Below are 19,821 nucleotides of genomic sequence, written 5' to 3'. Positions count from 1 at the left end.
AAGATAAAAAACACCACTTATGATGAAAAGTGGTGTTTCTTGTGTTTTCTTCGTGCATATAGGATCGCACCGATCAAACTGACGAGTGAAATCAATGCAAGAATTCTGATATATGGCGGATAGTAGGTTAGCACAATCTCGTTTTTACCTTTTTCTATTGGAAAACCGATAAAGGCGTAATTGGCTTGTTCAATATCAGTCTGCTGTCCGTTTACTGTGAGCTCCCAGCCTTTTTCATATGGTACTGGGAGAACCATATAATCATCGCCGCGTTTGTTATCATATGAAATCGTAAAGCGGTTGTTTTCGAGCTTTACTTGCTGGCTGCCATGATCCTGTTTTTCTTTTTCATATGCCTTCTCTAGGACGCGGTAAGGCTCTTGATATAGCTTTAATTGACTCAGCTCATACGTCCCTTTTGGTACTCGAATCGAGAGAATCTTTTCCGCAGGGACTCGAATCGTCACTTCATTGACGCCTGTTTTGTAGATGGATGTATTGCTTTTTCTTGAGGTGACGTAGTGATCAACAGATAACTGAAATCCTTCGTTTCGGTCTGTCCGCTTCACATAAAAGCTCACATACACATCCCCAGCGCGGGCCATATCATCTGGCAGCGTGATATTCAGGCCGCCTGTTTCTCCGTATACATCAAGCACGCCATGTTCGTATATGGCTTGTATCGTATGAATATTTGTATCCTTGACTCGATCTGGCGCGTGCTCAATTTCAGCGTTTCCTTTTTTGTCTAAAACCACACCTTGCAGCATCGCATGCTCCCTATCAAGTGCTGAGGCATCCTTTAAGGATTCTTCTGAATAAACGGTGCTTGTTGTTCTTGCAAATGGCAGCGGCCGTGTATTTTCATACACTTTATAATGCTCGCTTTCCAATATAGGCTTAAAATAAGCTGGCGGTGAGTAAGGCATCGCGCTCGTTCTCATATAATACTTTCCATAGGTCAGGCTGTATAAATTCGCCCTGTCCCCCATTGTTGCATAACGGCTGACACTTTCCCGTCCCATATCGATTTGCAGGTCATTCCAGTAGAAATTGAGTAAATGCTGATTCAATATACTTGAATACGCACTCATGCCTTGAAAGCCTTCAAATAACGGGGTGTTGTTGCGCACGCCGTTCATCCAGTCAATCCGGGCAAGCGGATCTTTTGAAGAGCGGCTTTGAATCTGCTGAATGAGCTTCATTTGCTCATGTCCAGCATAAGCCTCACTATTCAGATACGTATCTGATACGCTCTTAATATTGCTTCTTTCAGATAAGTAGCCCTGCTGATACACGCCTGCTGTCAGTAAGCTGACAACGATGAGCACAGCTGAAAAGAGACGAAGGTGCTGGCGTTTTTCCGCATGAATCAAAAGGAAAAACAAGCTGATCACAAGCAGTCCTATGCCTGTAAATACAACAACATCCATATTTCCCTTTGCTCGTTCTGATAAGATGACTGCGAGAAGAAACACGATCCAAGCGCCTAAGACCGCACGCTTTTTCCACTTCCACTCGATTTGCGAGAAATGCTTGATGGTGATAGCTGCGACCGCTCCAACTGTAAAGGCAAGAATGTACTCAAATCTGTATTGCGGTGCTGAAAAACCATTAAACACGCTCGCCATCTTTGGACTGTAGTGAAAAACAATGAGCAGAACGCTGATCGATGTAAACATGAAAAACCACCTGTTCCGGTAAAGCGGAACGAGGAACATACAAATGAGAAAGATCATAGGTAATAAATACACCCTGCTTGTAAACAGCAGATGATCATGCAGATCAAACCAAGGTATGGATTGATCATATGGCGGCCTTATATTATTAAGAAAGCCATAGACAGACGGGACAAAAAAGGCGGCACTGATTCCAAAGGATAACAGCGTAGAGACCGCCAGCGTCCAGAACACCTTCCACCCGTTCTCCTCACTTCGAAGCTTGATGATATATCTGAAGACAAGATAGATCGCTAAAAAGATAAAATGAATATAAGCAAAGTAAAAATTGTTGATAAGCATCAGGCTGCACGCCGCAATAAACCAAGCCGGCTTACCTGTTTTGAAAATCCGTTCAACCCCAAGTACAAGCAGCGGGAGCCACATCATACTGTCGGTGAAAAACTCCCAAAATGTTTGATGCCGAAAATACACAATAGACAATCCGTAAATTGCGGCTCCTGTTAATGCGCTCAGCCTATGCTGAACCATTGAAAGAAGCACACGGTAAGCGATGAAAAGAATAAGCGTCAGCTTGATCACACTCAGCCAAATGACGGCATTTGCCCAGAAATGAATGTCCGTTGACTGGATGAGATGAAGCGCATTCATCAGCCAGACGACAGCGACTGTGACCATAAAGACAGTCGACGTTGTGAAATAATAACCTAATTGCGTATATGTACCGCCGCCTAGACCGAATTGATAAGAATAAAAGAAGTTCCCTTTGACGTATTCATCGTAAAGCAGCTTTTTAAATGGGAGCATTTGTGAGATTCCGTCTCCATCTCCTGTCATATACCGGCCTTGCGTATATTCATATAAGAAAAAGGAGTGTCCTAATAAAGCGAGAATGAGGCACATTCCTATCATTATCCATCTACGTTTCATCATCTAAATCCTTTCCACAAAAGATCCACTTTTCTTTGAAACAAAACAACCCAGCAAGCGATTCGTGCTTGCCGGTTATTTGACTCCACGTTATTTAAATAACTGTGTTAACACTCGGTCTTGTTCCTTTGAGCTTGTCTCTTGTTCCATCACATTTGATTCCTGGATTAAATAATGCGGCCTCTTTTTCGTTTCATAATAGATACGGCCAATATATTCTCCAATCACACCTAGACTCAAAAGCTGGACACCTCCGAGGAACAGCACAGCCGATATTAAAGTGAAATAACCAGGTACCATCACGCCCGTTCTGACAATTTGAATAAAGGTGGCCACGATGTAAATCAATGAGAGAAATAAGATCAGTATGCCAGTATAAAAACAAATCCGCAGCGGGCGGTTGTTAAAGGAAATGACGCCATCTATGCCATAGTTAAATAATTTCTTCAGTGACCATTTTGTATCACCATGCTGTCTTTCTACATTTTCATAATAGATAACTTTTTCTTCAAACCCAATCCAGCAAAAAAGCCCTTTTGAAAAACGATTCCCCTCTTTCAGCTGAAGCAATGCATCGATGGCTTGGCGTGAAATTAAACGGAAATCCCCGACGCCATCACGCAAGTCCACTTCTACTACCTTGTTCATCACCTTATAGTACATGGATGACAGGTAAGAGCGCAGCTTGCTGTCACCTTTACGATTTCGTTTGGCAATGACTTGATGATAGCCTTCTTCATATCCCCTGACAAAGTCCTGAATTAAATACGTCGGGTGCTGCAGATCGGCGTCCATAATAATCGCAGCTGCTCCTTTTGCATGTTCAAGACCTGCCAAAATAGCGGCTTCCTTTCCAAAGTTACGCGAAAAGGAAATATATTTAACCTTTGCACTTTTTCGAGAGAGCTCTCTCATGTATTGAAGCGTGTTGTCTTTGCTTCCATCATTCACAAAGATGATTTCAAAGTCATAATGAAAATCGCGAAACTCTTCCTCGAGTGCCTCAAAGATTCGTCTGATGTTTTCACCTTCATTGTAAGAAGGAATTATAACAGAGAGCAGTTCCCGTTCCATATCGCACCTTCTCTTCACTTTTTTCACATAGTCTGATATGTTCATTATTCCTTTTTTGTCAGAAAACGAAACCCTTTTTTATTATCCATAAATTACATGTCTCTTTAATCGTTTCATTATATCAGAGTTTTATTTCCATTGATTTTCAGCAGGATGAATTTAATGTAATTTTAAGTTTAATCATTGTAAAAAGCCTGTAATTTTGATCACAGACTGGGTATTGTTTCATAAAATTGTTTGTTCATTTATATATTTTCCTATTTATTGAAAAAAATGAATGGAAGTGAAAGGGCAGCCTTTTTAGTGAAGCAGCCCTCGATTGTTTTGTTGCAGATGCTCGTTTGCCTTTGATTGTTTATTTTGAAATAAATGCAGCTGCGCTCCGTAGCTCTCGATCCACTCTTGGACAATTCGTTCTGTTGTTTCCTGTCCTTTATACTTACGGCCAGCCTTTGCATAGGTCGTTTCAAAATCACTCCAAAGCAGCTCTACCCATGTACGTGCTTCGTCATATGTCAGCATATTGTTTTTTTCCATAAGTTGTTCTGTTAGTCGCTCAAAGTATTGTTCCATGCCTGTTCCTCCTTCATCTAGCAGAAAGTGCCTTTTTAAAAAAACTTCTTTTTTCATATACTACCCTTACGTCTTCAAAAGACGCAAATGATTTGTATTGTTTGGAGGGAATCGATATGCGTAATAAAGCAAAAGGCTTTCCAAATCAGGTAAATCACAAGTTTGAAGGCGAACCAGGCGCTACAGATGCTTATGCGTCTAAACGGCCGAATGGTGAAACAAATACACGTCCACAGGAACGTATGAGGGCATCAGGGAAACGCTAATTTTTCCAAAGGGAGTGCTTGAGATATGAGTTCAAATGGGAAATCGTATATGGCAGACTTTGTTCAATTAAGGACAACCGCTTACCCTCAACCATGGGCAAATGCAAAGCATTCTGCCTCTCAGGTCAACGGAGAAACGCAGCAAACGCAGCACGACATCGTACTTCAGAACAACGTCCGTAAACAGCGTTCGAAGTAAAGAAAAGGACTGATCACTTGGATCAGTCCTTTTGCGTCAGCATTGAAATCGGCAGGGCATCTTCCTGATTTGGAGCCGATACTCTGTATCCCCACGCAAAAACGCCATTTAGATATTCTACATAAAACTCTTCGTCTGTGTCTTTGATTTGATAAGTTGTTTTCGTTTGAATCAAGGCTGGATCTAATAAATAGGCTTTCGCCATATCGATTTTCCGTTCTAAAACTGCATATTCATTCACAATGCCAAGCTGCTCAGCCTTTCGTGCTTTTTCAGAAAGGGCGGCAATCTCCTGCTTCAATTCATATTCTGTCATCTCACTATAGCGTTTTTCCATCTGTCAATCCCCTTTGTCTAAAACGTGATCAATTGTATCGAGATCAAAGCCTTTTCTGAATAAAAATTGCTTCACCTTCATCTTCTTTTCAAATGATCCGTCATATCCTACCTTGCGTTTTGCCTTCTCCAGCATATAAAGGAGGGCTTCTTCTTCCTTTTCCTCTTCTTGTCCATCATAGGCTTCTTGAAGGGCTTTATCAATGATCTCAAACGAAAATCCCTTTCGCTTCAGCTGCAGCTTGATGCGCTGCTCGATCTCTTTTGCAGAACGATTTTTTTCTTTTTTGACAAGTTTGAGAACCTGCTTTACCGCTTCCTCCAGCTGTAGGTCATCAGGGTATTGAGACAGCGCCTGTTCAATCGTGTCATCGTCTATCCCCTTGAGCTTCAATTCTTTTTTTAGGACGGACGGTCCTTTGCTGTTCGTTTTCCGGTGGGTGCTGACATAGGCTTCTGCAAATTCAAGATCATTTACATACTTATAATGCTTTAATTTGTGTATAATTTCACTAATAGCAGGTGCAGGGATTTCTTTTTTCGTTAAATAATCGGTGACTTCTTTCACTGATCTCATGCGGTAGGATAAATAATCAACGGCCTGCTGAAATCCTTTTTTCACTGAATCACCGAATTGAATCTCAATGATATCTGCTTCGTCCAGCTCTTTTCCTTTTTTCAAATCGTGCTGGACGAGCACATCTAAATCAACGCTAAAGGCGTACTTTTCATCAAGAAAAATGTTGACCCGCTCGGTATTGTTTTTCTGAGCAGAAATTTTTGTAATATAAGGCATCCTGTGATCACTCCTTTTCCAAAACAGTCAGGATGTTTCTTCTGATTCAAAATCGTGAAAGATATAGGTATGTATATGAGAGGAGAGATGTCAATTGAATATCGCCATTACCGGAGGAACCGGTTTTATCGGCCAGCATGTCACAAAAGTGCTCGCTGCTGAGGGACATCATCTATATATTTTAACAAGAAATCCAAAGGAATCCGAACAAAATCATTTACATTATGTGCAGTGGCTGACCGAAGGTGCTGCGCCTGAGCATGAATTGCCTGCCATCGATGTATGGATTAACCTTGCTGGAAAATCCATTTTTACACGCTGGACAGACAAGGCAAAAGAAGACATCCTCTCCAGCCGGCTCAAATCAACACAAGAGGTAAGACGCATTATAGAAGCGCAGGAATCAAAACCATCTGTACTGATTCAAGCAAGTGCTGTTGGGATTTATGGCACTTCTCAAACAGGAGATTTTACGGAGGAATCACCTCCTGCGGATTCTGATTTCTTAAGTCATACATCAAGGCTTTGGGAGGCTGAGGGACAAAAGATTGAAGCCCTCGGCATTCGTACGGTCTACACACGCTTTGGCGTCGTGTTGGGCGAAAAAGGCACACTGCCGCTGATGACACTTCCTTACAAGCTGTTTGCCGGCGGGACAATTGGCTCTGGCTCGCAATGGGTTTCATGGGTTCATGTTGAGGATGTGGCACATCTCATTGCTTATGCGATTCATCATGACGACCTGTCAGGTCCGCTCAATGCGACATCACCGAATCCTGTTCAAATGAAACAGCTTGGACAAACCATTGCTTCTGCCCTTCACCGCCCCCATTGGCTGAAGGTGCCATCTTTTGTGATCAAAACGGCGCTTGGTGAAATGTCATTACTTGTTTTAGAAGGCCAGCGTGCTCTGCCAAAAAAAGCACTGCTCTCTTCTTATGACTTTTTGCACCCTGAACTAAAAGAAGCGATTTTGCAATCTGGGGAATAAATGTTGTCAAAAACACCCATCCTATTAGAAATGAGATGAGGGGGCGATTTTGATGAAGAAAAAAGAACACCAGCCAACTTCGAAGCTGAAGAAAACCCAGGAAGTCCTGTATCAGCAGGAATTCAAAAAAGCGGAAAGAGCAGCAGAAAAAAGAAACAAATAAGGCGGATATTCCCCTCCAACAAGCACATAACTAAAGTGATCTTGTAAAGGAGGGAAAGGCTTTGAAAAAAGACCAACACAAAAAATCCAACCACGAGCTCGCGGCACAAGAGACGGATGGCGAATATGTTGAATTTTCCAAAGAACTTGCAGATCCGAATGACGTAAAAGCAATGGCACGTATGAAAGCAGCCGATCAGCGCGCCAAAAAACAATAAGTAAAAAAGCAGACCTTATTCAGCGGTCTGCTTTTCTTTTATTTGATTTCAGTAAGAAGACTTGATGCTTTCTGGCGTGATTTTTCCTCAGGCACCTCTTCTGGATAACCTATATGAAGGATCGCAGCAAACCGTTCGTTTTCCTTTAATCCCATGTCTTGTTGAAAGCCTTTGTCGTATAAAATACGTCCGCTCTTCCATACCATACCGATCCCTTGATCCCACGCAAGCAGCTGAAGATTTTGAATGAGCGCGCTGACAGCGGCAAAATCATCATTTCTCACTACAGGGTTCTCGTCTTCTTTTAGCACGACAAGTAAAAGCGCCGGAACCTTAGAAAAGTATTCTCTGTATTGATTGATTTTTTCTTCTTTTGCATCTGGGTTGTTGCGCTGAAAGAAAGCAATGAAGCGCTCTACAAAAGTCGCTTTGGCTTCATCCGTCACCGCATATAAAAAGCGCCACGGCTCCGTGATTTTATGATTAGGTGCATAGACTGCATCCTCTAATAGCGGCTGAAGCTGCTCAATCGTCACCGGTGTGTCTTTGAATTTTCGAATCGATCGTCTATATCTGACAGCGTCTCGAACCGTTAACGCTTCTGTTTGTTGTTTCATTTCTGGCATAAATGTCATCCTTTCAATCAACTTAATTGAAATTGATTCTCATTCACATTATAAACGTCATCGCGTGCAGTTGCAAATCAAGTATCTCTTCTCCCCGTCTGCTAAATAGTTGTTTGGCTTTTTCAAGTAATGTTACAATCATATTACGTTTTAAACAAATTTTGAGAAAAAAGCCAAGATGATGAAATGATTTTCAAGTATTCCCATTTTGTCTGATCTTGTTTTTTTGTCAAAAGGCTTTCAACCATGATTGGAAGGGAGGCTTCTGGATGGAATGAAAATCAATATTGGACAAATCATTAAACTCTACCGTTATAAACAAAATATGACCCAATCTGAATTGGCAGAAGGAATTTGTTCTGTCTCTCATTTAAGTAAAATTGAAAATGGCTCAAAGGAGGCTAATCAAGATACGATCAATCTGCTGCTTGAACGGCTTGGCATCAGCCAAGAAAAGCTGTCACAAAAGGCGCGTCATCTCCTGTCACTTTTGGATGAGTTTCAAATGAATATGTATTTCTATGCTCTCGATCAGGCTGAACAAAATGCAGAAATGATCATTCAGCACGAGGAGCAGTTCTTTTCGCTCGATTTAGGCATTCAGTATCATTTGTCCTTATTTCAATTTTATTTACTAACGGATAAACAGCCGCTTGCCTTAAAAACACACCGCGTGCTCAAAAAATTCGAAAAAACCTTTATTGAAACGGAAAAAGAAATTTTTGAATATCTTGACGGCATTCATCAAATTAAAATTGGTCAGCTTGAAGATGGACTGAAAAAGCTTGAAAGCTGCTTTTCCTACGCTTCAGTTGAACAAAGTGATTTGTATTATCACTATGCAAAAGCACTTGGAAACTTGGGACAGCTGGGTGATGCGCTTGAAGCGACACATCAAGCGATGGATTTATATAGACAAAAGAACAATTTCAAGCGGATTATTCACTGTACACTTATTCACGGCGTGATCTCACTTGAACTAAAAGCCTATCAAACTGCGAAGAAATATATAAAGGAAGTGATTTTGCACACGTCCCTTCACCCTGATGCCTTTATTAAAATGTCCGCTTATTTTTATTACGGGGTGCTCTTAAAACGTGAAGGTGATTTCTCTTCAGCTGTGCCTTATTTACTAGATTCACTCAATTACTTTAATCAAGAACAGATAGAAGATCGTTACTGTGAAACGCTATATGAGATTGCGACACTATATGCTGAATATGACCGCAAAAAAGCACTTCCCTACATACACGAGCTGTTAAAACAGCCTCGTATTCAGCCAAACTGTTTATATATGATCAAAATCTATAAATTGATGATTGAGGAAAACCCTCTTGATTTGAAAACCTATTTGGTCGAAGCAGCCCTTCCTTACTTTGAACACAATGAGCTGCACAGTGAATATTTGTTTGCTCTTAGAATCTTGCTTACCTATGCAGGTGCTGAGCTTGATGAGCAGACGTATCAGTCCTATACAAAGAAGCTTCTTGATCATTTAGCGGGATATCTTCCCTATTACAAAAAAGCATGACCTTCTGCCGATCGAAGGTCATGCTTTTTCTATTTATTAAATGGTCTCTTGTTGATCTGTGTCATGATGGTTCACCCGTTTGACAGAATGAATATACCGTCTTTTTGCAAAGAAATCGTACGCATGCTGTCCAAAGCCAAGCCAAATACTGAGCAAGATGAATGGGACCGTTCCCCATAAAGCAGGGATATGGCAGGCCATACGCAGCCAAGTATAAATCCCTGAATTTTTTTGATTTTTGGCTAGGGAAATAGACACAATTCGTTTTTCCGCCTTCTCTTCACTGATTTTATTCAGCCTGAGCAGCTGCGAGTGTCTAAAGGATTCAAAGTGAATCCGATTTTTCCAATCGAGTGATCTTAACACATCAATCGTTTTTGCACATGCAGGACTTTGTCCGTCATAAAACACAAGCAGCCTCAGTGATTTAATGGAACGCTGTTCTCTTTTTTTCGATTCAGCGAGCTTCTTTTTTTCTTGATCGAGATAAATGATTTTTTTCATAAATTGATCGCCTGTCCTTTTCCGTCATTTTTTTAGTTCGTTCAAAGGAGATTACAACTAGATTACTATAGTTGCTGGGCCTCTTGTATTGGGAAAAAGCCAACCGTTGTGCGTTATATGAGCCTTTGGATAAGGGCAAAATCATTGATTTCATGGCATATATGAGGTTTTTCAACTAAAAGTGGTTGGGAAAATCGTGGTGCTTTGCGGTTTTCTGCGGTATTTGATAGAATTCTGCGGTTTTCTACATCTTTATGCGGTGGTTTTGTAGGTAAAACGCAAAAACAAGATAAAAAAAGACTACTTCCCATTGCGGCGAAGTAGTCTTTTGGTTTATATTTTTGCCAAAACTTCTACTATTTCTTTCTCAATATCTTTCCATAAGTAACGGTCGGTCGTATAGTGATGTGCGGCTTCTTTCGCAAATACTTGAAAAGCTTCTTCAAAATCAGGTGCATCTTTGTCCGGTTTTTTCTCATCGACAAAGCGCTGTGCTTCTGCTGAGCGAGGTCCCCATTTGCCCACTTCATTCCCGTCCTGATCAATGATGACGATAATCGGAATCGATCTTGCGGTCCCGTTCGTTAAATACTGATCCATCAGGTCTAGATTCTCATCCCGAATGAAATAGCGCACATCAATGAGTGCTTCATTTGCAATACGCATGAAAATCGGGACATTGACCATCGCATCTCCACACCAATCCGCTGTGATGACAAGCGCTCGGAGCTTTTTCTTTTGCAGCTTTTGAAGCAGCTCTTTTTCTTTTTGATGAATTGCATACTGGTTGTACACCGTGAGCAGATTTTCCCGGTTTTTCTCCATGTTGTGTACATATGTACGTTCAGCTAATCCCTTTGTAAACCATTCATTTAATGTCATATGAACATCCCCCTTACCCTTCAACTTTACCACTTTTGCTATTCTTTTGTCTAAAAAAACCTTCACCTAGTGAAAGGTAAAGGTCTTTTGGTTTATGGACGCCGCTTTCGATTTGGGTCCATCCCGATCAGCTTGGTGACAAGCACCATTGTGACAGGCAGTGACGTATTCTTTTTATACGCTAAATATTTCCCGCGCCATTCGGGCTTATATTTCTGTTTAAATGACCGTAAACCGCTGAAGCTGTACATGTATCTGACATTGTTGAAAATAACACTCGCCAAACGCTCTGTGAGAAAGGACTGATGGAACGTCCCCACATTCGATAAAGGTGCCATTCCCATGTTAAACGATTTGTAGCCTCTTTCTTTCGCCCATTGAAACAGGTGGATAAACAGCGCATCCATCATCCCGTTCGGTGCATCATGCATATGACGCATTAAATCGATGGAAATCTCCCCTTCTTGATACATCGGCATCAATGATACAAAGGAAATGATCTGCCCTTGCTCATCCTTTAGAATCGCAATCGGTGCTTTTTGAAGATAGTCTTCTTGAAAATAACCGAGCGAAAATCCTTTTTCTTTTTTCTTTCCGAGCCAGCTGTCAGAGATCTGTTTTAAGGTGGAGATCAACTCATTTGAAAAGGGAGGTTCCAGCATTTCAAAGGTGTAGCCTTCTCGTTCAAATTTATTCGCCACAGCTCGTAAATTTGATTTTTTCTTACCTGACAGAGTAAACGTTTCTAAATCGACCATGGCTTCTTCCCCAAGCTTAAAGAAGTGAAATCCTAAGTCATGATAAAGAGCCATCCCTTCTCGTTCTACTTGATAAAAAGCGACGCGGTAGCCGGCTTTTTCTGTCTCCTGTAAAAACTCTTCAAGTACAAGCGGATAAGACGCCTCACGTCCAGATGGATCTCCGAGCACAATGACGCAGCGGCCAATTCGCCCAAACTGAAGCATTGCTTCTCCATCACTTGAGAAAAATAGTTTTTTGTCGCCTAAAAAGCCAAGATGACTGAGGGCATTTCCGCCCTTTTCTTCTAAAAACGTTTTTAATTTTTCATCATCTGCTTTTTCTCCAATCGGAAAGGCTTTCTTATTAAAAATCAATTTACTAATGAAGAAGAAAAGCGGTACACCGATGAGAGCGATCATGCTTGTCATCGTGATATGCCGTTCATTATGCACCAAGTAATCCTTACTCAAGAAATGCCCGATTTTTGTCCAAATAAAGTTGCCAATCACATTATAGTTAAAGAGCACGAATAAATAACCAGCGGCAGCCGTCACAAACTGATTTAAGGAGTAAGGTGCCTGCTGCTTCACAAATTGATTTCGAAGAGAGAAAAACACAGCCATGATGACTGGCAAAATAAAGATCAGACTGAGGTTAAACCCCTTTAACAAAGTAAACACAAAACCGCCTGCTAAGGAGATCATTGTCAGCACGTACGATCTTTTCGTTCTTTTATACACTTCAATGGACAAAATCATCAGAATGATTCCGAACATTAAAGAAAGACCATTAAATCCTGATAACAGAAAGCGCGGAATGCTGGTAATCACACCTAATCGATCGACTGGAAGCACAACAGATGCCATGATAAGCAAGCCGCTTCCAAAGGTTAAAATCGATAAAGATCCGTACAATAAACGGATTAATAAAGCACGGTGCAAAACAATTAAAACGTTCGTTGTTTCAATGGCAGGTGCCATTTTCGGATTGCCTTCAAGACGTCTAAGCGTCGTTCCCGTTAAATCGTAAGCAGCTAGACAAAGCCCTAAAATAAACGGGAAAATCGAGTACACGAAACGGTACAAGACGAGCGCTGTCAGCACCATCTCTTTATCAAAACCAATGTATTGCATGCTCAGTAAAAAGATAAGGTCAAACGAACCAAATCCGCCCGGAACCATACTGATTAAACCGCCGATTGACGCAATCGCAAATACACCTAAGACAATTCGGACATCGACATTCATCCCCATAGAGACGACAGCCATGTACATGACAAGTCCAGCTGCCAGCCATTCTAAAAACGATGCCCCGATATAAGCGTAAATTGGATGCTTCAGTCCATTTTCACCGCTCTCAATCGAGCTTTTTCGAATGGATGCCATGACGATATATATCGGTACAATACAGGCAAAGATAATGACAAATGCCCATAGCCACGGCTCCTGGCTGATAATACTTTCAACTGGAAGCACCCTGACCAAGATCAAATCACTGAAAATAGATAAGCCCAAAAGGACAGAGGAAGTCAAAAGGGCAATGCCTTTCAGCAATTTTTTCGTATCTGTTATGTACTCCTTATAGAGAAGCGTTCTAAGCCCTGCTCCTGATAGACCGCCAAATCCAAGAACACTGTTAAAGGAGTTTGCAATCCATGAAATGCGTATCGTTTTCCAGCCGCTGATCGGCATATTCAGGCTTTTTCGTAAAATAAAATCATATAAGGACATCGATAAAACCGCGACAAGTCCAAGAAAGACAAGAATAAACAAGTCCATTCGGTTCAAGCTGTCAATAATATAAAACGTCTTTTTAATGGAAAGTCCGCTCAGCTCCTGCTTCGCAACGAAGATTAAGACAAGGATAATGACGATCGGAAAAAGCATTTTTAAGATCGTCATACCCGTTTTTTTGTTCCACATGTTTTTCCCAACTTTCTAGGTTGCTTCATTATTTCAACTGAACATTATTATACAACAAATACCACTTGATTCATGCAGTTTAACATTTAAAAGCTTGACGAACCTTTCAATTAGAAGTAAAAATCAGTAATATAAAGAAAAAGAGCCGCTTAAAGGAAGTGAACAAGCGTGGAATATAATATTCATGACACCACCGTATTAAAAGAAGAGATTCTATCTCCAGAAGAAAAAAAGACATGGGTTCTTTATATGAAAGTGCTCACAGCTGCAGGTCTTGGAGATGTTTCTGAATGGATGAAGCTTGATATGAGTATGCCTCAAATGAAGGTGCTCATGCTGCTCAATAACCATGGCTCTCTCAAAGTATCCGAAATCGCTGAAAAAATGGGCGCTTCTTTGTCCAATATGACAGGCCTGCTTGACAGGTTAGAACAATCTAACTTTGTCGTGCGAAAGCACTCTGAGCGTGACCGGAGAATCATTGTCGTAGAGCTGACAGAGGGAGCGAAAAATATTTTCAGAAGTATTTATCAAAAAGGACACGAAAAAATCAAAAATTCCCTGCAGCGGCTCAATGACGAGGAAAAAGAAAAAGTCAATGAAGGCCTTGCTATCTTAGAAAAAGCACTGCGTCCTGAACGCGGCTAAATATGAAAAGGAAAAAAGACGGTCACTTGAGGTCCGTCTTTTTTATTTCTTCTACTTGTTTATCTGAGAGGACGAAATTTTTTTGAAGAACTTCCCTGTCATCCCATAAAAGATAGGCTAAGCCAATGATGAGAAAAAAGATGCTGATCCACGTACCGCCAGGAAGCAGCTGTTCAAGTTCCTCAATCGTTCTTTCTGAGCCTAAGCTGTTACTATAACGTATCTCAAAAAGAACATATTTCGCTATATAAAACAATCCCGCCATACAGATAAACATGGCGCCGACAATTCTTCTACCAGACATGCGTTTACTCCTTTAATTCCACTGATTTCTTTTGATTAATTCCGTGATATGGGCAAGGTGATGTTTTGAATGCCAAACGTACATTCCTGCTGCATTATATAAGGACACCGTTTGTTGATCGGCAGGGTGATAATAAGAAGCGTTGAAGTCATCCTCTGACATTCCCCGCAGTAAAGTGACCCACCTGCGATGCAGACTGCTGATCAAAGGCAGGGATAAACTAATGGGCGCCTTGCTGTCAGGAAGTGAGGCAAATCCCTCCTGATCATATGGACGTATGTCCGGTGTATCTTCTGTCAAAGCAAGTTTGAATCGTAAGTATGCATTCAGATGGCTGTCTGCTACGTGGTGAATGAGCTGACGAACAGTCCATCCTCCCGGCCGATAAGGTGTATCAAGCTGCGCATCTGTAAGCGGTGCGGTCACCGCTTCATACTCTTCGGGGATTGCAGCCAGCTGATCAATCCATGCTTCAAGCTGTGCTTTCGTTTTTGTTTCAACCGGTTCATATAAGCCAATCGGATATTGTAATGACGTCATACGTTCTCCCCTTTCTCAAATCCTTCAAGTACAAATTTGCCAATCATCTTTCCTTGCTCAAGTGTTTGATGTGCCTGCTTCAAGTTAGCAGCATTGATCGGACTGAGAACCTTTGTTAAAGTATGCGTTATTTTTCCCTGCTCAAATAACTCACCCGCCTCTGTCAAAAGCTCATGCTGTTTGATCATGTCCGCTGTTTCAAACATAGGGCGTGTGAACATGAATTCCCAAACAAATGCCGCACTTTTATTTTTGAGTAATTGAATGTCTAGGTTGTGCTGGTTTTCGACAATGGTACAGATCGTTCCTTGCGGTTTGATGGCTTCTGCCATGCCTTTGAAATGTCCATCTGTATCATTTAAGCATAAAATAAAATCCACTTCGCCGATTCCTTTTTCCTCTAGCTGCGCTAAAAGCGGCTGATGATGATCAATGATATGATCGGCACCTAATGACAGACACCACTCTTTTGTTTCTGGTCTTGATGCGGTAGCGATCACAGTTGCCTTCGCTAATTTAGCTAGTTGAATGGCGATAGAACCAACACCGCCTGCACCACCAATGATCAGCAAGGTTGAGCCTTCAGCATTCCGCTTCATATGCATCCGGTCAAATAAAGCCTCATAAGCCGTAATTGTTGTAAGAGGCATTGCGGCTGCTTCTGCAAAGGATAGATTGGCAGGCTTTTTCGCCACAATACGTTCATCCACAAGCTGGTATTCACTATTCGAGCCTTGACGCGTAATATCTCCCGCATAGTATACGTGATCACCTGGCTGAAACAATGTACACGATTCACCCACTTCAACAACCGTACCGCTTGCATCATAGCCTAGTATTTTCAGTTTTTCTTCCTTCTGATCCTTCGGTGATCTCACCTTTGTATCAACTGGATTCACGGACACAGCTTCTACCTTCACCAGTACATCTCTGCCAGACGCTTTAGGCTTTTCGACCTCCTGATTCATCAGGCTTTGCTCATGCTCAATCGGCAAATACTCCAATAGTCCAACTGCTTTCACTCGTTCGCACTCCCCTTCTCCATTCTTTCTTTCCACATTTTATCATAATTTTCTGATGTTTATGGCTGGATCAAACGAATGACGGCACATTTATGACCTTTTCAGGGCGTTTCGCTCCCTCGCCATGTATGAAGGACGTGCCTTTTGCAAAGAAGGGACATAAGTGAACCAGCTGCTCGTTTTAAAAAATAGCTGAACGTAATAAAACTGGACGTGCTGGAGAAAAACAACGGTCAATAGAAAAAGAGTGAATGAGAGTGTAGATAGATCCGCCCTTCCTTGTATCCATTCATTGATCAAAAGAATCACAAAACCGAGGATGATGAGCTGTTCAACTCTTTGCACGAGCTGGCTAAGAAGCTGCCCGCGTTTTAATAAATCACCAGATTGGTGCTTTCTAATTTTTCTCGATTTGTAGAACCAAATGATACTTTCTGCTAAGTTATGAGTTATAAATAGTGCAATAAGCGCTATCGATAAAGGAGATGGGTGATAAAAAATGGGGACTGCAAATGGGATCACAAGGAAATAAATGGCAATCAATGCGTGTCTGACTGATAAGAGAAAAAGGTCTTTTTCTATAGATGTTTTCATGTGTTTCACCTCCGTATGTACTACGTTTCAATTGCCAAAATGTTCCCCTTCGCTATCAAAAAAGGATGCCCCAAGAAGGCATCCTTTTCATGAATCAAACTTAAAAAGCAGCGCTTAGTACGACAGGGCCTTGCGGGAGCTTGTTATCCTTTTTCGGTTCAAGTGTAACAGCCACGGTATCCCATGATTCGCCTGCTTCTTTTTCAGATAACGCATAGGTGACGGTTCCTTCCCCCTTGTTATCTGTTTTAAAGGCACCGGCTGGCACCGGCTGATCTCCTTTAATGAGCCACACTTGATAAACAGCAGATGAATCAAGCTGACCCTTTAAGCCGTCTGCACTCACCACAAGTTCTTGTTTACCGTTATGCTCTATCACTGAAAAAGCACCTGTCGTTTTTGGTGATGCGGCCGATGCCAATGATTTTGTGGCAACAACCCTGACAGGTTCTTCCGCCTGTTCTTTTCCATTCGATAAGAAATACACATTTCCAGCTGCTGATATGAGAAGCAGTGCCGCAACGAGCGGTAAGAGCCACTGGTTTCGTTTCTTTTGCAGCGGTTTGATTTCGTTTGGCTCAGGTGCAGCCTTGAGCTCTTTTTTATGGCTGTTCTTTTCTTCGACTGTCTCTTCTTCAAACACCTGGGATAAAATACGGTCTTTCATCCCTGCCGGAGGTGTTTGGTCACCTGCTAGAAATGGAATGTCAGACATGAGCGATGTTAATTCTTCAAGCTCTTCTTTGCAAGCTGAGCAGTGCTTGATGTGCTCTTCAAATTGCGTTTTTTCTTCTCCTTGTAAATGCCCGTTGAAATAATCAATCACTTGATGTTTACACTGAGTCATGCCTCTTCCTCCTTTCCTCCGCGAGACAGTTTCGATCGCAAATGCTTCAATGACAATCGAACCCTTCCTTTTACCGTACCAATAGGGATGCCCAGCTTGTCCGCGATGCTCTTTTGTGTCATCCCTTTAAAATAGACATCTTCTATGATGGTTTGCTGTTCTTTTGACAATGTAGATACTGCTTCACGTATGATTTGTTTTTCCTCGTTCCATTCTACTTCTTTTGATATATCTTCTTGATGATCAGCTAAATATTCAATCTGCTCATCTTCCAAAGCCGTTTCATTCCGGTTCTTTCTTATGAGATCAATGGCCGTGTTGCGTGACATCATAAATAACCACGAGGAGAATTTCCCTTTATCCGTATGATATTCTCCTATGCCGCGCCAGAGCTTGATGAAGACCTCTTGAAGCACTTCCTCCGCGAGCTCACGGTTGCCAGTCATTTTATAAATAAACGAATATAACACACGTTCATAGCGATCGTACAGCACTTCAAGCGAGGGCTTGTGACGATCATATTTGATCTTTTGATACAGCTCAAAATCTTGCAATGTGTCCATGGTCATCTCCTTCCTTTTTCATGAGAAAGAGCATGCGTATTCATCATGAAATCCTTCACGTATTGCTTATCACTCGATTTACTGAAATAAGCCTACCTTGTACTTTACTCTTTTTTCAAGGAGAAAAAAAGAGCGCTGAAAAAGGGAAGTGTGCTCCTCATGAGAATGTACTTACTTTACGACATAACAGACCATTTGGATCACTCGTGGTACAAAAGTCAAGAATCCATGTGTGACCACTCTCTGATCAGCTGATTTTAGCAAACTCTCGTCTCCCTCTCAATTCAATTGAGGTAGAACGCATTCTTTCCTCATGTCATAATAGGGTGTAAATTGGAGAAATTGGAGTGTCCGTATATGATGGTGACGATTGTTCTTTTTTTATTAGCAGGTTTAGCAGAAATTGGCGGCGGCTATTTGGTATGGCTTTGGCTGCGTGAAGCAAAGCCTGTCAGCTTCGGGATCGCCGGCAGCCTCATCTTGGTAGCATATGGCATCATTCCGACCTTCCAGCAGTTCCCGACTTTCGGACGGGTTTATGCTGCCTATGGCGGTGTTTTTGTCATTCTTGCTGTATTCTGGGGCTGGTGGGTCGATCGAAAAACACCTGATCTATATGACTGGATGGGTGCTTTGATTTGTTTGGCTGGAGTCAGTGTGATGTTATTTGCGCCTCGCAGTTAATGGACCCATATAAAAAGTGCTGCCACATGCGATGCGGGCAGCACTTTTGCTATGTTATTTGAATGATTTAACGAGCTCCAGCCGTTTGTAATTCTTTGTTTTTCTCTTTAAAGCGTTCGTTATGAGAGGAAACGTACGCCACTTTTTCAGCTTCTGGTTCGATGTACAGCTTTGCGCTATTCAGTGCATTGACTCCATCAACAAACGTGCCGGCAATTAAGCGGACCTTGCTTTTATGTGTACACAAGTCGCCTACCGCATAGACGCCCGGTAAATTGGTTTCCATTTTTTCATTAACCTCGATCAGTCCCCATTCACCTTGCTTGAGGCCCCATTCTGATAGCACGCTTAAATCGCCTTTCATCCCGTGATTGACGATCACAGCATCTGTTTCGATTCGTTCTTTTTCACCTGTCTCTATGTTTTGAATGGTGACCGCAGCAATTTTGTCGCCTTGACCATGCAGCTCTGTTAGTTCATGCGGGGTTAAAATTCGTTTGCAAGTTGCCTTCATGTTGGCGACGTTTTTCTCATGTCCGCCAAACATGTCACGGCGATGCACGACGGTGACACTTTCAGCAATCGGTGCAAGAGCATTGGCCCAGTCAACCGCTGAGTCGCCGCCTCCAGAAATCACAACCCGCTTCCCTGCAAATGTCTTAAGCTCCTGGACAGTGTAATAAAGGTTTGTCACTTCATAGCGGTCTGCATCCTCGATTTCAAGTTTCCGCTGAACTGGAATGCCGTGACCCATCGCTAATATGAGGGTCTTTGTCAAATGACGATCACCATTTTCAGCCGTCAGCAGGATATGATTATGTTCATCTCGCTCGAATGACGTGATTTTTTGATTCAGTGCAATCTCTGGTTCAAATGTTTTCGCCTGTGTTTCTAGCTGCTGTATCAGCTGTTCTCCTCTTGTTGGCGGCAAACCGCCGACATCCCAAATGACCTTTTCAGGATACAGAAGGATTTTCCCGCCAAGGCTTTCGTTGTACTCAAGTACCTTCGTCTTTAAGTCCCGCATCCCACTATAAAAGGCGGTGTACATACCTGCTGGACCGCCGCCAATAATGGTGACGTCAAACAATTCAAGCTGATCTGTCATTTGAGTCCCTCCAGTTTTCCATCGAATGATCTATTTTTCAGTGATATTGATTCTCATTATCATATGTGTCTATTGTAGTCT

The 19,821-nt window shown here is 41.9% G+C and carries 24 protein-coding genes; 8 read left to right on the top strand and 16 right to left on the bottom strand.

Going from position 1 to position 19,821, the window contains the following annotated elements:
* Window positions 1–17 precede the first annotated feature (17 nt).
* From NSS80_RS04295 to NSS80_RS04285, 3 genes are all read right to left on the bottom strand, one after another.
* The gene (locus tag NSS80_RS04295) at window positions 18–2,612 is read right to left on the bottom strand and encodes a YfhO family protein (RefSeq protein WP_317222648.1); all 2,595 of its coding nucleotides are present in this window, start codon (window positions 2,610–2,612) and stop codon (window positions 18–20) included.
* Between the two features lie 87 nt (window positions 2,613–2,699).
* A complete protein-coding gene (locus NSS80_RS04290) occupies window positions 2,700–3,683 on the bottom strand; it encodes a glycosyltransferase family 2 protein (protein ID WP_081124119.1) in 984 nt (327 codons plus the stop codon).
* 300 nt (window positions 3,684–3,983) lie between these two features.
* Window positions 3,984–4,256, bottom strand: a complete 273-nt coding sequence (locus NSS80_RS04285) for a YfhJ family protein (protein ID WP_024425219.1) — start codon at window positions 4,254–4,256, stop codon at window positions 3,984–3,986.
* Between the two features lie 116 nt (window positions 4,257–4,372).
* Here NSS80_RS04285 and NSS80_RS04280 point away from each other — a divergent pair, with 116 nt between their 5' ends.
* Together NSS80_RS04280 and NSS80_RS04275 are read left to right on the top strand one after the other, a co-directional pair.
* Window positions 4,373–4,522, top strand: coding sequence for a small, acid-soluble spore protein K (locus NSS80_RS04280; RefSeq protein ID WP_003217849.1), 150 nt, complete (start codon window positions 4,373–4,375; stop codon window positions 4,520–4,522).
* 25 nt (window positions 4,523–4,547) lie between these two features.
* Window positions 4,548–4,721 carry a YpzG family protein gene (locus NSS80_RS04275; protein WP_008360604.1) on the top strand — a complete coding sequence of 58 codons (174 nt, stop codon included), beginning with the start codon at window positions 4,548–4,550 and terminating at the stop codon, window positions 4,719–4,721.
* A 22-nt stretch (window positions 4,722–4,743) separates the two neighbouring features.
* Here the strand turns inward: NSS80_RS04275 and NSS80_RS04270 are convergent, their stop codons facing one another.
* Entirely contained in the window at window positions 4,744–5,058 is a 315-nt protein-coding gene (locus NSS80_RS04270) for a YfhH family protein (protein ID WP_251232603.1), read from the bottom strand.
* A 3-nt stretch (window positions 5,059–5,061) separates the two neighbouring features.
* Window positions 5,062–5,853: a recombination regulator RecX gene (recX, locus tag NSS80_RS04265; RefSeq protein ID WP_252050268.1), complete on the bottom strand. Its 792-nt coding sequence runs from the start codon at window positions 5,851–5,853 to the stop codon at window positions 5,062–5,064.
* A 94-nt stretch (window positions 5,854–5,947) separates the two neighbouring features.
* Between recX and NSS80_RS04260 the strand changes: the two genes are divergently transcribed.
* The 3 genes from NSS80_RS04260 to NSS80_RS04250 all read left to right on the top strand — a co-directional run bounded on the left by NSS80_RS04260 (window position 5,948) and on the right by NSS80_RS04250 (window position 7,224).
* The gene (locus NSS80_RS04260; protein WP_317222653.1) at window positions 5,948–6,844 is read left to right on the top strand and encodes a TIGR01777 family oxidoreductase; all 897 of its coding nucleotides are present in this window, start codon (window positions 5,948–5,950) and stop codon (window positions 6,842–6,844) included.
* 52 nt (window positions 6,845–6,896) lie between these two features.
* Window positions 6,897–7,007 carry a YfhE family protein gene (locus NSS80_RS04255; protein WP_017358836.1) on the top strand — a complete coding sequence of 37 codons (111 nt, stop codon included), beginning with the start codon at window positions 6,897–6,899 and terminating at the stop codon, window positions 7,005–7,007.
* A 61-nt stretch (window positions 7,008–7,068) separates the two neighbouring features.
* Window positions 7,069–7,224, top strand: a complete 156-nt coding sequence (locus NSS80_RS04250; RefSeq protein ID WP_024425223.1) for a YfhD family protein — start codon at window positions 7,069–7,071, stop codon at window positions 7,222–7,224.
* Window positions 7,225–7,262: 38 nt separating this feature from the next.
* Here NSS80_RS04250 and NSS80_RS04245 read toward each other — a convergent pair whose 3' ends face one another.
* Window positions 7,263–7,850 (bottom strand): nitroreductase, encoded by a 588-nt coding sequence (locus NSS80_RS04245; RefSeq protein ID WP_046314306.1) that lies wholly within the window; start codon window positions 7,848–7,850, stop codon window positions 7,263–7,265.
* 274 nt (window positions 7,851–8,124) lie between these two features.
* Here NSS80_RS04245 and NSS80_RS04240 point away from each other — a divergent pair, with 274 nt between their 5' ends.
* Window positions 8,125–9,381, top strand: a complete 1,257-nt coding sequence (locus NSS80_RS04240) for a transcriptional regulator (RefSeq protein ID WP_070326756.1) — start codon at window positions 8,125–8,127, stop codon at window positions 9,379–9,381.
* 36 nt (window positions 9,382–9,417) lie between these two features.
* On the opposite strand, the gene NSS80_RS04235 is transcribed toward NSS80_RS04240, so the two are convergent.
* From NSS80_RS04235 to mprF, 3 genes are all read right to left on the bottom strand, one after another.
* Window positions 9,418–9,885, bottom strand: a complete 468-nt coding sequence (locus NSS80_RS04235; protein WP_317222658.1) for a DUF393 domain-containing protein — start codon at window positions 9,883–9,885, stop codon at window positions 9,418–9,420.
* A 333-nt stretch (window positions 9,886–10,218) separates the two neighbouring features.
* The gene (locus tag NSS80_RS04230; protein WP_034283751.1) at window positions 10,219–10,767 is read right to left on the bottom strand and encodes a thioredoxin family protein; all 549 of its coding nucleotides are present in this window, start codon (window positions 10,765–10,767) and stop codon (window positions 10,219–10,221) included.
* A gap of 92 nt (window positions 10,768–10,859) precedes the next feature.
* Window positions 10,860–13,430 (bottom strand): bifunctional lysylphosphatidylglycerol flippase/synthetase MprF, encoded by a 2,571-nt coding sequence (gene mprF, locus NSS80_RS04225; protein WP_034283750.1) that lies wholly within the window; start codon window positions 13,428–13,430, stop codon window positions 10,860–10,862.
* Between the two features lie 168 nt (window positions 13,431–13,598).
* Here mprF and NSS80_RS04220 point away from each other — a divergent pair, with 168 nt between their 5' ends.
* The gene (locus NSS80_RS04220) at window positions 13,599–14,078 is read left to right on the top strand and encodes a MarR family transcriptional regulator (protein WP_342498427.1); all 480 of its coding nucleotides are present in this window, start codon (window positions 13,599–13,601) and stop codon (window positions 14,076–14,078) included.
* A 22-nt stretch (window positions 14,079–14,100) separates the two neighbouring features.
* Here NSS80_RS04220 and NSS80_RS04215 read toward each other — a convergent pair whose 3' ends face one another.
* The 6 genes from NSS80_RS04215 to NSS80_RS04190 form a co-directional block, all read right to left on the bottom strand.
* Window positions 14,101–14,382: a hypothetical protein gene (locus tag NSS80_RS04215; protein WP_034283749.1), complete on the bottom strand. Its 282-nt coding sequence runs from the start codon at window positions 14,380–14,382 to the stop codon at window positions 14,101–14,103.
* A gap of 12 nt (window positions 14,383–14,394) precedes the next feature.
* Window positions 14,395–14,922: a YfiT family bacillithiol transferase gene (locus NSS80_RS04210; protein WP_061110586.1), complete on the bottom strand. Its 528-nt coding sequence runs from the start codon at window positions 14,920–14,922 to the stop codon at window positions 14,395–14,397.
* The gene (locus tag NSS80_RS04205; RefSeq protein ID WP_317222662.1) at window positions 14,919–15,944 is read right to left on the bottom strand and encodes a zinc-binding alcohol dehydrogenase family protein; all 1,026 of its coding nucleotides are present in this window, start codon (window positions 15,942–15,944) and stop codon (window positions 14,919–14,921) included. Before NSS80_RS04205 ends, NSS80_RS04210 begins: the two co-directional genes overlap by 4 nt.
* Before the next feature lie 90 nt (window positions 15,945–16,034).
* The gene (locus NSS80_RS04200; RefSeq protein WP_034283746.1) at window positions 16,035–16,538 is read right to left on the bottom strand and encodes a hypothetical protein; all 504 of its coding nucleotides are present in this window, start codon (window positions 16,536–16,538) and stop codon (window positions 16,035–16,037) included.
* Between the two features lie 100 nt (window positions 16,539–16,638).
* Window positions 16,639–17,385, bottom strand: a complete 747-nt coding sequence (locus NSS80_RS04195) for an anti-sigma factor (protein WP_317222663.1) — start codon at window positions 17,383–17,385, stop codon at window positions 16,639–16,641.
* Window positions 17,382–17,948, bottom strand: coding sequence for a sigma-70 family RNA polymerase sigma factor (locus NSS80_RS04190; protein ID WP_034283744.1), 567 nt, complete (start codon window positions 17,946–17,948; stop codon window positions 17,382–17,384). Before NSS80_RS04190 ends, NSS80_RS04195 begins: the two co-directional genes overlap by 4 nt.
* Window positions 17,949–18,305: 357 nt before the next feature.
* On the opposite strand from NSS80_RS04190, the gene NSS80_RS04185 reads away from it, so the two are divergent.
* The gene (locus tag NSS80_RS04185) at window positions 18,306–18,632 is read left to right on the top strand and encodes a YnfA family protein (protein ID WP_034283743.1); all 327 of its coding nucleotides are present in this window, start codon (window positions 18,306–18,308) and stop codon (window positions 18,630–18,632) included.
* 67 nt (window positions 18,633–18,699) lie between these two features.
* Here the strand turns inward: NSS80_RS04185 and NSS80_RS04180 are convergent, their stop codons facing one another.
* Complete coding sequence (locus NSS80_RS04180) at window positions 18,700–19,740, bottom strand: NAD(P)/FAD-dependent oxidoreductase (RefSeq protein WP_034283741.1); 1,041 nt, start codon at window positions 19,738–19,740, stop codon at window positions 18,700–18,702.
* Window positions 19,741–19,821 lie beyond the last annotated feature (81 nt).

The sequence above is a fragment of the Bacillus sp. FSL M8-0350 genome (genome assembly GCF_038593345.1).
GTDB lineage: Bacteria > Bacillota > Bacilli > Bacillales > Bacillaceae > Bacillus > Bacillus safensis.
Note: the sequence above shows the minus strand (reverse complement) of the source record. Positions and strands in the feature narration are given on the sequence as shown.